Annotated in this window: 11 protein-coding genes; 10 read left to right on the top strand and 1 reads right to left on the bottom strand. The window is 40.8% G+C overall.

Annotation, left to right across the window (positions count from 1 at the left end; genetic code table 11):
* The first annotated feature begins 102 nt into the window (after positions 1-102).
* The 10 genes from thiL (at position 103) to EO115_RS03205 (ending at position 10,715) form a co-directional block, all read left to right on the top strand.
* Entirely contained in the window at positions 103-1,941 is a 1,839-nt protein-coding gene (gene thiL, locus EO115_RS08425) for a thiamine-phosphate kinase (RefSeq protein ID WP_206168425.1), read from the top strand.
* 25 nt (positions 1,942-1,966) lie between these two features.
* Positions 1,967-2,437, top strand: coding sequence for a tRNA (adenosine(37)-N6)-threonylcarbamoyltransferase complex ATPase subunit type 1 TsaE (gene tsaE / locus EO115_RS03165; RefSeq protein WP_126937533.1), 471 nt, complete (start codon positions 1,967-1,969; stop codon positions 2,435-2,437).
* Positions 2,434-3,222 (top strand): tRNA (adenosine(37)-N6)-threonylcarbamoyltransferase complex dimerization subunit type 1 TsaB, encoded by a 789-nt coding sequence (gene tsaB, locus EO115_RS03170; protein WP_126937534.1) that lies wholly within the window; start codon positions 2,434-2,436, stop codon positions 3,220-3,222. The genes tsaE and tsaB overlap by 4 nt, the downstream gene beginning before the upstream one ends.
* Entirely contained in the window at positions 3,222-3,674 is a 453-nt protein-coding gene (gene rimI, locus EO115_RS03175; protein ID WP_126937535.1) for a ribosomal protein S18-alanine N-acetyltransferase, read from the top strand. The genes tsaB and rimI overlap by 1 nt, the downstream gene beginning before the upstream one ends.
* The gene (gene tsaD / locus EO115_RS03180; RefSeq protein ID WP_126937536.1) at positions 3,671-4,711 is read left to right on the top strand and encodes a tRNA (adenosine(37)-N6)-threonylcarbamoyltransferase complex transferase subunit TsaD; all 1,041 of its coding nucleotides are present in this window, start codon (positions 3,671-3,673) and stop codon (positions 4,709-4,711) included. The genes rimI and tsaD overlap by 4 nt, the downstream gene beginning before the upstream one ends.
* Entirely contained in the window at positions 4,704-6,164 is a 1,461-nt protein-coding gene (locus EO115_RS03185; RefSeq protein ID WP_164724038.1) for a sensor histidine kinase, read from the top strand. The genes tsaD and EO115_RS03185 overlap by 8 nt, the downstream gene beginning before the upstream one ends.
* On the top strand, positions 6,142-6,714 hold the full coding sequence (locus EO115_RS03190) for an ANTAR domain-containing response regulator (RefSeq protein WP_126937538.1): 573 nt from the start codon (positions 6,142-6,144) through the stop codon (positions 6,712-6,714). The genes EO115_RS03185 and EO115_RS03190 overlap by 23 nt, the downstream gene beginning before the upstream one ends.
* Before the next feature lie 121 nt (positions 6,715-6,835).
* Positions 6,836-7,132, top strand: a complete 297-nt coding sequence (groES, locus tag EO115_RS03195; RefSeq protein WP_371413199.1) for a co-chaperone GroES — start codon at positions 6,836-6,838, stop codon at positions 7,130-7,132.
* A 42-nt stretch (positions 7,133-7,174) separates the two neighbouring features.
* Positions 7,175-8,803, top strand: coding sequence for a chaperonin GroEL (gene groL, locus EO115_RS03200; RefSeq protein WP_126937540.1), 1,629 nt, complete (start codon positions 7,175-7,177; stop codon positions 8,801-8,803).
* A gap of 442 nt (positions 8,804-9,245) precedes the next feature.
* On the top strand, positions 9,246-10,715 hold the full coding sequence (locus EO115_RS03205) for a catalase (protein ID WP_206168426.1): 1,470 nt from the start codon (positions 9,246-9,248) through the stop codon (positions 10,713-10,715).
* Positions 10,716-10,949: 234 nt separating this feature from the next.
* On the opposite strand, the gene EO115_RS03210 is transcribed toward EO115_RS03205, so the two are convergent.
* Positions 10,950-11,366, bottom strand: a 417-nt coding sequence (locus EO115_RS03210; protein ID WP_164724039.1) for a transposase, incomplete at its 5' end; no start/stop codon positions are given.

Here is an 11,366-nt window from a genome sequence, read left to right on the forward strand (position 1 = left end):
GTTATACAATACTCATAGTTAGGTATACACAGTTCTGCTGTATTAGTCTGTGAGAATAGATAATTGGCTAATGACGTTGTATATAAGAAACGAGGTGGTACGATGCGCAAGGATCCTTTTGAGGAATATATCCGTCAAGGTGAAGCCAGTCAATATGAAAAAGTCCAAGTCTGGAAAACAGCTATTGGCTTGCAAGCTGTCGATGGGTTGACGCCGTCTGCGTATTTAGTAGACTTAGCAAAGAAGAATATTGAAGGGCAGATGTCCTTACAGGCCGTTCATACATTATTGGAAAGTTATTATGAATCCTATCCAAATCAAAATGATAGAATGGCAGAGGCGGATATAGTATCACTTCGTATATCGGAGATACTGTTAGAAAAAGCTTTTAGTTTTACACCTAGCGAGTACTTATCGATTCATAGACAATTGTTTGCAGACATCTATCCTCATGCGGGCAATATACGAGATTACAATATCACAAAAAAAGAATGGATTCTCGATGGAGATACGGTGACCTATGGTAGTATGTCTGAACTAGGGGCGACTTTACTCTATGATATAGAGCAAGAAAAAAACTTTTCCTATGCTAACATAGATATATCAGAGACGATTCGTCATTTGGCGACTTTTGTTGCCAGATTATGGCAGATTCATGTGTTCGGTGAAGGGAATACGAGAACGACAGCGGTATTTTTCATTAAATATCTTAGAACCCTAGGTTTTACGGTGACTAATGATATGTTTGCCGACCATGCGTGGTATTTTAGGAATGCCTTGGTACGTGCCAATTATCAAAATTTGAAACTGGGTGTGTATAGAACAACGGAATATTTGGAACGTTTTTTGCGGAATTTACTGCTAGACGAAGACCATGTGTTATCGAATCGAAGTATGCATGTTAATAAAGCCAATGGTAATACTATAGAGAGTAATTCTAATGTATCTAACAATATGAGTCCTGGGCTTGACGAATTTTCTCTTATCGACAAATTAACACAACATAGTATCCACGATTCTACATACGTAAAGGTCGGCGTTGGTGATGATTGTGCTGTCTATGATACGCCTCGTGATGTGGATCAATTGGTTAGTACGGACATGATGGTGGAAGGCATTCACTTTAGTGATAGTACTACGGCTCCTTTTGACGTAGGGTATCGTCTAGGGGCCGCCAATATCAGTGACATAGCAGCGATGGGTGGCACCCCACGTCATATGGTGGTGTCTATTGCAGTGCCCAAGGGAAGAGATACATCCTATGTGGAAGAAGTTTACAATGGATTGCGCCATATATGTGCAGACTACGATGTGAATATCATCGGTGGCGACACTGTATCAACGGAAGGCCCTTTTGTCATTTCAGCCACAGTCTTCGGAGATGTTCCAACAAATCAATCTGTCCTTCGCAGTGGTGCTCAAGATGGTGACGTTGTATTTATCACAAATTATTTAGGCTTATCCTATGTGGGTCTCCACAGTTTGCTAGAGGGCAGTGAGGACTATCCGGTGAGTCAATCCGTTCATCAACGCCCCATTCCTCATGTGGAATGTGGTATAATAGCAAGAGACTTAGGTGCCACATCTATGAACGACATCAGCGACGGTTTGTCTAGCGAGCTCAACGAGATAGCTAAAGCATCGCAGGTGACCATTTACATTGATGAAAATACATTACCCATCCATCCAGAGGTACAGGCCTACTGTGAAAGTCACCATATGAGCCCTTATCTGCCTATGTGGACGGGGGGCGAAGACTTTCAGCTAGTGGGAACAATTCTAGCTGATAAAGCAGAGGAGTTACCGACTGATACATTCACGATTATCGGATGCATTAAAGCTGGCAGTGCACAGGTGTTAGTAGACCGTGATGGACAATGGGTTACAGTGGAACCTAAAGGGTATAATCATTTATCTAAAGAAATGCAATACAACGATTAATAAAGATAGAATATAAAGGAATATTATGAACACCATACAATATACAACGCATTCCGTAGAAGAAACGTTGGCTCTAGGTCGCAGCTTAGGGAGATTTATAAAAGACTATGAAAGCCCTATTTGTATTGCTCTAGATGGCACGCTAGGGGCAGGGAAAACGCACTTTTCTCAAGGGATTGCGAAAGGTTTTGGGGTCACAGAAGAAGTGACAAGCCCTACGTTTGCTTTGATGAATACCTATGATGTAGATGGAATCTATTTGTATCACTTTGATTTGTATCGAATGGATTTGGTAGAAGAGCTAGAAACCATCGGTTTTTACGAATATACAGAGGAAACAAAGTCCATTGTGGAATGGGCTAGTAAATTTGAAGATGAGTTACCAGACACAACGGTTTGGATTACTATCGACGTGAATGCAGATGGATCTCGTCAGTTTACAGTTCGTACGGATTTACTTTCAGAGGAAACATTACACCGCATAGGAGAGATATGATTTTAGGAATTGAAACGAGTAGTGCCATTGCCAGTGTGGCGGTGGGAAATGACAAAGAAATACGAAGCGAACTCATTGTACAGGCAGGGCTTACTCATTCTGAGCAATTGGTGCCACATATTGAAGCGGTGCTGACAACGGGGAAAGTCAAGAAATCTGATATAAAAGGTATTGCCGTTACCATTGGACCGGGATCCTTTACGGGATTGCGCATTGGCTTAGGCACGGCAAAGGCCTTGGCGTATGCTTGGAATGTACCCGTAGTAGGCGTACTCACCACCGATGTGTTAGCCCAAAGTTTTATGTATTCTAACTATCGGATATGCACTGTCATTGATGCACAAAAGAAACAGGTCTATGGCCGTCAGTATGAGTGGAATGGCACGGATATGATTGCTTTAGATACAATAGAAGTACATCAAGTACCAGAATTGCTGGAATCTTTAGTGAAACTATGTGAGACACATCCAGTAGTTATTGTTGGGGATGGTTTGAAGCGTCTAGAAAAAGAATATGCCCTAGGCGTAGAAGAAGGCCGTATTGATCCTTTGAAACTCGCACTAGGACATGAATCGAAACAACGCCCACGGGCATCTCATGTCATTCAAGTGGCATTGCCACAATTTATGAATGGTACGATTCTTGATGCGCAGTCCATTGAGCCATTCTATATTCGTAAATCGGAAGCGGAAGTGGTTTGGGATGAGAAAAACAAAGATATCCTAGCTACTGGTACCTACGTGGAACCTACAGTAGTAGTTCGTGAAGCAGCAGGTGAACGATAATGATCACCTTACGAGAAGCCTTACGAAGTGATATTGAAGGTATTTACCAAATAGAGACAGCCTGTTTTTCAACACCATGGTCAAAGGAAGCTTTATTAGATGATTTAGAAGTAGAAGATAAGCTGTACCTTGTGGCAGAAGCAGAAGATGGCAAGATTATTGGTTATGCAGGATCTTGGCTAGTTTTGGATGAAGGTCAGATTACGAATATTGCCATACATCCTGAACATCGTCGTGCAGGTTATGGATCTAAAATGACTCGTAAGTTAACGCAAATGCTCCGTAAACAAGGCATGAAACATATTTTTTTAGAAGTGCGTGTCTCCAATATTGTAGCTCAAGCCATGTATCGTAGACTTGGCTTTACAGCGGTAGGAGTACGCAAACAATTTTATTCAGATCCAGTAGAAGATGGGCTGATTATGAGGAAAGAAATGGAGGAACTGGCATGAGTATCTACACACTAGCTATTGAAACTAGTTGTGATGAAACATCGGCAGCAGTGTTGCAAGATGGCAGAACGGTCGTTTCTAATGTAATTTCCAGTCAAGTACCCATACATAGAAAGTTTGGCGGTGTCGTGCCAGAGGTGGCGTCTCGACATCATATAGAACAGATTATGCCAGTGATTGACCAAGCTTTGGTAGATGCGAATTTGACATTAGACGATATGGATCATATCGGTGTCACCTATGGGCCTGGTTTAGTTGGGGCTCTTTTGGTAGGGGTGTCAGCGGCGAAGGCTCTATCCTTTGCGAAAGATATTCCCTTGATCGGTGTTCATCATATGGAGGGTCACATCTTTGCAAACTTTCTGTTACATCCTGAGTTAGAACCTCCATTCTTGTGCTTAGTTGTATCTGGGGGGCATACTATAATCGTCCATGTGACAGATTATGAAAGTTTCCAAGTACTAGGTCAAACACGTGATGATGCCGCAGGTGAAGCCTTCGATAAAATCGCTCGCGTGTTGGGGTACCCATATCCGGGAGGACCACATATTGATGCGTTGGCGAAAGAGGGAAATCCGGATGCCATAGAGTTTCCAAGACCCTTATTAGAAAAAGGAAATTTCGATTTTAGTTTCAGTGGTTTGAAGTCATCTGTTCTTAACTATATCAATGGAAAACAGCAAAAAGGTGAATCCATCTGTCATGAAGATGTGGCAGCCTCTTTTCAGAAGGCTATTACAGACGTATTGGTAGATAAAATGAAAGAAGCGGCTCATACATTAGGAGAAACGAAGATTGCTCTAGCTGGTGGCGTGTCGGCTAACAGCGGACTGCAACGAGATTTACAAGCTATGTGTGAGGCAGAAGGCTTGACATACCTCACAGCAGGATCTATGTTGGCCACAGACAATGCGGCTATGATTGGATGCCGAGCTTACTATATGGCACAAGCTGGTAAATTCAGCAATTACACATTGAATGCAAAACCGTCCATTCCATTGGGCAGCGATTTGTGGAAAGGAAACCAACATGGCTAGTTGGAAAGATATCCTAAACAAAGAAACTGAGTTATATCCAACACAACAGGCTTTACTATTGCAGTTTTCTCAGCGATTAAGCTTTGGTAAAGCCATCAGTGAACAAGGGGTGTCCCTCTTAGTGCAAGCTAAGGATGGGCACCTTTTACTTAGTGGTGCACTGGACAGTGGTCATACAGGAATGGTACAGAAATACGAAGTGCCTATGGACCATCCTATCCAGCAGATGTTACGTAGTGGCAAGTCCTATGCATGTCTTATGGAGTGGGAGGAATCGACAGATACAGGTATGACAATCGAGTCTTACTATGCCTATATATATCCTATTGTAGATAATGGGGGTAAGTGTATTGGAGCCTGCGCTTTCACAAACCCTGTATCTGAAGTGTACTCCAATCGCTACGACGAGTTTATGTCTATCGTGTCACAGACGACATTTCAAGGCATGTTGGTACCACAACTACAGCAACCAGAACTGTATGAGGGAATTTCCGTCCTAGATGGGATTCTATTTTTTGAACAAGACGGAACCATACTCTATGCAAACCGAGCGGCAAAAAAATTAGGAGACATTTTTGGTATCGATCGGAGACTACAGGGAACGTCTATTTATAGTAGTACCTTGAAAGTAGGCCGTATCAAAAAAGCATTAGAAGATAGAGTGGGTACCATTGATGAGGAGTTATATGGTGACATTGCATTGCGACAAGTGATGATTCCCGTCGTTCTTGGGGTGAAGTGGAAGCGTGGTATCTTGGTATTGCAAGACAAAACAGAACTGCGCAAGCGAGATCAAGAATTACTGGTGAAAAATTCCGTTATCAAAGAAGTGCACCATCGAGTGAAAAATAATTTGCAATCTGTGGCAGGATTACTTCGCATGCAAAGCCGTCGTAGTGGCTCTGATGATGTGAAACAAGCTTTACAAGACAGTATTCATCGTATTGAAAGTATGGCTCTCGTCCATGAAATCGTGTCAAATTTTGATGAAGATTATGTGGCATTGCGTAGTATTATCGAAGAACTGTGGCGTTTGTTACGACAGGGATTAGGATCTTCTGAGCAACGGATCGACATGGAATACCTAGGAGACGATATCATTATCTCATCCCATAAGGCTAGCTATGTGTCCTTGGTCATGAATGAACTCTTTTCTAATCTTTTTAAACATGCTTTTAAAGATAGAACTGAAGGTCAAGTACAGGTGGAAGTGCGAGACATAAGGGATGCCGCAAATCATGATATGCTACACATTACTATCCGTGATACAGGTTGTGGTTTGCCAGATGATTTTGAAAGTACTAGACAACGCAGGTTGGGATTACAAATTATTGACAACTTAGTGCGGAATGAACTGAATGGAAAAATTTCTTGGACATCCCAAGGAACAGGGACTGTAGTAGATATTTGGGTTCACAAAGGAGAAGAGTATGCGCGTCTTAATAGTAGATGATGAGTCGCTGATTCGTATGGACTTGCGAGATATATTAGAAAGCCAAGGCCATACCGTTATAGGTGAAGGTGCCAATGGAGTCGAAGCCATCCAACTATGCCAAGACCTTGCGCCAGATATAGTGCTCATGGATGTAAAAATGCCTGAGTTAGACGGTATTGAGGCAGCTCGTCAAATTCGCCACAAGCGATTGGCGCCGGTGGTGCTTTTAACAGCCTACAGCCAAGATGATTTAATTCAAAAGGCATCCCAATCTGGAGTATACGGTTATTTAATTAAGCCCTTGCGTGAACCGGATTTAGGTCCAGCTCTGCAAATGGCTATGGCCCGCTTTCAAGAAGAAACCGCTCTGATGGATCAATTAAAAGGTGTAGAAAATTCTTTAGAAGAACGAAAATATTTGTCAAAGGCTACAGGCATATTGATGGAACTTCATGGTTTTTCAGAAGAGAAAGCGTATGAAAAAATCCGGACTTTCAGTATGGATAAGAGGATTAGTGTGCTAGAAACATGTAAGAAAATCATCGCAGCCTATCAAACAAAAAAATAAGTGATATAGGTATTTGGTCAAAAAGTCAAAAAGGACTTGCAAAAATTTAAAAATGATTTATAATAATACTTGTGATTAGCACTCACTCTTATTGAGTGCTAACATCGATATTATAGTGTATATGAGAAGAGGTATAACAATGAAACCATTAGGCGATCGTGTCATCATTCGTGTATTAGAAGTAGAAACAAAAACGGAAAGTGGTATCTTTTTAGCATCTTCCACAAAAGAACGTCCATCTGAAGGTACGGTTATTGCTGTGGGTCCTGGTAAATTATGTGACAATGGCGAACGTGTAGCCCCAGAAGTTAAAGTGGGCGATACAGTTATGTTCTCCAAATATGCTGGCACTGAGTTCAAAATCGATGGTCTTGACCATTTAATCATCAGTGAAAAAGATATTTTAGCAGTATTATAATCTAAGCAATTGAGGGGTATCCCTTGTATAGGAGGCTAGACAATGGCAAAAGAAATTTTATTCAACGAAGAAGCACGCCGTGCATTAGGTCGTGGTGTTGACCAATTAGCAAATGCAGTAAAAGTAACTTTAGGGCCTAAAGGTCGCAATGTAGTATTAGAGAAAAAATTTGGTGCCCCAACAATCACTAACGATGGTGTTACTATCGCTCGCGATATTGAACTTCCAGATCCATTTGAAAACATGGGTGCACAATTAGTGAAAGAAGTTGCTACAAAAACTAATGATGTAGCAGGTGATGGTACAACTACGGCTACTGTATTGGCACAAGCTATGATCCAAGAAGGTATGCGCAATGTGGCAGCTGGTGCTAATCCAATGATCCTAAAAAAAGGTATCGAATTAGCGGTGAAAAAATTAGTAGCTGAAATTCAATCTAAAGCGATTAATGTAAATGGTAAACAAGACATCGCTCAAGTAGCATCCGTATCTGCTGCTGACGAAGAAATCGGTGCATTAATTGCTGAAGCGATGGACCGTGTGGGCAACGACGGTGTTATCACTGTAGAAGAATCTAAAACATTGCAAACTGAGTTAAATGTAGTAGAAGGTATGCAATTCGACCGCGGTTACTTATCTCCTTACATGGTAACTGACCCAGATAAAATGGAAGCAGTTGTAAACGAACCATTAATTTTGATCACTGACCGCAAAATCTCTGTGATTGCTGATTTATTGCCAGCTCTTGAAAAAGTTGTAAAACTTGGTAAAGAACTTGTGATCATCGCTGAAGACGTAGACGGCGAAGCATTGGCTACATTAGTAGTGAACCGTCTTCGTGGTACATTAAAAGCAGTAGCAGTAAAAGCTCCTGGTTTCGGCGACCGTCGTAAAGCTATGTTAGAAGATATTGCTATTTTAACTGGTGGTACTGTCATCAGTGAAGAAGTAGGCTTGAAATTAGACAATGTGGAATTAGAACACTTGGGTACAGCTCGTCAAGTTCGCATCACAAAAGACGAAACTATCATCGTGGATGGTAATGGCGACAAAGATGTAATTGCTCGTCGTGTCGCACAAGTTCGTGCACAAGCAGAAGAAGCAACATCTGAATTTGATAAAGAAAAATTACAAGAACGTTTGGCTAAATTGTCTGGCGGTGTAGCTGTTATCGAAGTAGGTGCGGCAACAGAAGTAGAATTAAAAGATAAAAAACTTCGCATCGAAGACGCATTGAACGCAACTCGTGCAGCTGTAGAAGAAGGTATTGTTGCAGGTGGTGGTACTACATTGATCGACATCATCTCAGCATTAGACGGTATCGAAGCTACTGGTGACGTATTAACAGGTGTAAATCTTGTGCGTCGTGCAGTGGAAGAACCATTACGTCAAATCGCTTACAATGCAGGTTTAGAAGGTTCTGTGGTAGTAGAACGTGTAAAATCTACTGAAAGCGGCATCGGTTTCAACGCATTAACAGAAGAATATGTAGATATGGTTAAAGCTGGTATCGTGGACCCTGCTAAAGTAACACGCTCTGCCTTGCAAAATGCAGCATCCATCGCAGCATTAGTATTAACTACTGAATCCATCGTAGCTGATAAAGTAGAAGAAAATGCACCAATGATGCCTCCAATGCCTCCAATGGGCGGTATGGGCGGTATGATGTAATCCAAGATTGCATGCATTCGTGATACCATTTAATTAAATGAATCATATGAGGACTATGGAAGAATAGATAACTATTCTTTCATAGTCCTTTTTGCATTGTGATATAAGATGAGATAAGACTATTAATGTATTAAGACGGAACATAGAAATTATTGTATTGAATTACTTACCTATATGATTTAAAGTAAGATGAAGTATATCATAGTCTAAAAAAGAAGTAGATGTGGGTTAGTAGCTATATTTGCACACTAAAATACAGGAATTGATAATGTTATAGTTTATAACATCAAAAATAATAAAACTTAATGGAAAATTATTATTGACAACATATAGAAAAAGTTCTATAATGAGTTCATAAGTTAACGGATAATAATTATCCGTTATAATAAAATATAGGTTTTAATTTTATTATGATATGTATAAGTTTACAAAGGAGAAAGTTATGAAAGAAGAAAAATTAACAACTGCCTTTGGTGCTCCGGTACCTGATAATAACAACAGCGCTACTGCTGGAAAACGTGGTCCTGTATTAATGCAAGACGTGTGGTTGATGGAAAAATTAGGCCACTTTGCTCGTGAAGTAATTCCTGAACGCCGTATGCATGCGAAAGGATCTGGTGCATTTGGTACTTTCACAGTGACAAATGACATTACAAAATATACAAAAGCAAAAGTATTCTCTGAAGTGGGCAAACAAACTGATTTGTTTGTACGTTTCTCCACAGTAGCTGGTGAACGTGGTGCGGCTGATGCAGAACGTGATATTCGTGGTTTCGCTGTTAAAATGTACACAGAAGAAGGTAACTGGGATTTAGTTGGTAACAACACACCAGTATTCTTCATCCGTGATCCATTGCAATTCCCTGACTTGAATCGTGCGGTAAAACGTAATCCTGAAACTAATCTTCGTGATGCTACTGCTAACTGGGATTTCTGGTCTAGCTTGCCAGAAGCAATGCACCAAATTACAATCGTCATGAGTGACCGTGGTATTCCAGATGGCTACCGTCATATGCATGGTTTTGGTTCCCACACATATAGCTTAATCAATGCAAACGACGAACGCGTATGGGTTAAATTCCACTGGGTATGCCAACAACCAATCAAAAACTTAACTGAAGAAGAAGCATCTGCGATTATTGCAAATGATCGTGAAAGTGCACAACGTGACTTGTTTGATGCAATTGCTAAAGGTGATTTCCCTCGTTGGAAATTGTACATCCAAGTGATGACAGAAGAGCAAGCAGAAGCACTTCCATATAATCCATTTGACCTTACAAAAGTATGGTACAAAAAAGATTTCCCATTGATTGAAGTAGGGGTAATGGAATTGAACCGCAACCCAGAAAACTACTTCCAAGATGTAGAACAAGCAGCATTTGCTCCATCCACAATTATCCCTGGTATTGGATTCAGCCCTGACCGCATGTTACAAGGTCGTTTGTTCTCCTACGCTGATGCACAACGCTATCGTTTAGGTACAAACTATCCATCCATTCCTGTGAATGCGCCTAAATGCCCATTCAATTCTTACCATCGTGATGGACAAGGCCGTGTAGATGGCAACCATGGCTCTACTATTGGATATGCTCCAAATAGCTTTGGCCAATGGGCTAACCAAGCACAATACAAAGATCCAGGATATGACGTATCTGGTAAAGCATACCAATACGACTTCCGTGAAGATGATTCCGATTACTACACACAGCCTGGTAAATTGTTCCGTCTCATGACTCCAGAACAACAAGAAGTATTGTTCAAAAACACAGCGAACAACATGGCAGGAGTTCCATTGTTTATCCAAGAACGCCATGCAAAACATTGCTATGCATGTGACCCTGCATATGGTGAAGGCGTAGCGAAAGCATTGGGTATTACAGTAGATTTCTCTACACCTGCTGACATCGGGTAACACTTGAAGCGCTATTTGTTTATGGCGTCTTCCCGAAAATAGTATATAATAAAAGACCGCAACATATTCCTCCACAAACTGATCCTACGGTAGGTTTGCTCCGGAACATGTCGCGGTCTTTATGCTTTGTCATTATTTAGGCAATGGGGATGCCATAAACTGCTATGCACAACTGCGTTCAAAGATAGGCTCTTTGTCAAATGTGGGGGCTGCTCATATAAGAAGTTCTTAGCGCTAGCTATCTAAATAGCTAGCGCTATTCTTTTTGCTTAATAGAAGTATACGAACTCTGAAACGATCAAAATGACGCAATCCATAACTGATTCTCTTTAATACTTTAATGTTATTATTACACCCTTCTGTAAACCCATTGGAATATGGTAATACAAAAGCATTAACAATTTGAGGGAACCAACTGGTAAAGGAAGTTTTAAAATTACTAAACTCTGGTAGATGACTGTTTTCTACTGTATTTAACCATAATTGTATATATCTTTCTATGTTAGGTATGCTGTATATCTTAAATATCTTTCTAAAGGCTAATCTAAGTCCATATGCACGCCGCAGGTCATCAGATATACGTAGTATTTCTAACAGCTTTATTCGTTCGCTTTCAGTTAATTTACCAGGGTTCTTCATAAGAATCCTTCG

The organism is Veillonella sp. CHU740, assembly GCF_003992055.1.
In the GTDB taxonomy this organism is placed as follows: Bacteria; Bacillota; Negativicutes; order Veillonellales; family Veillonellaceae; genus F0422.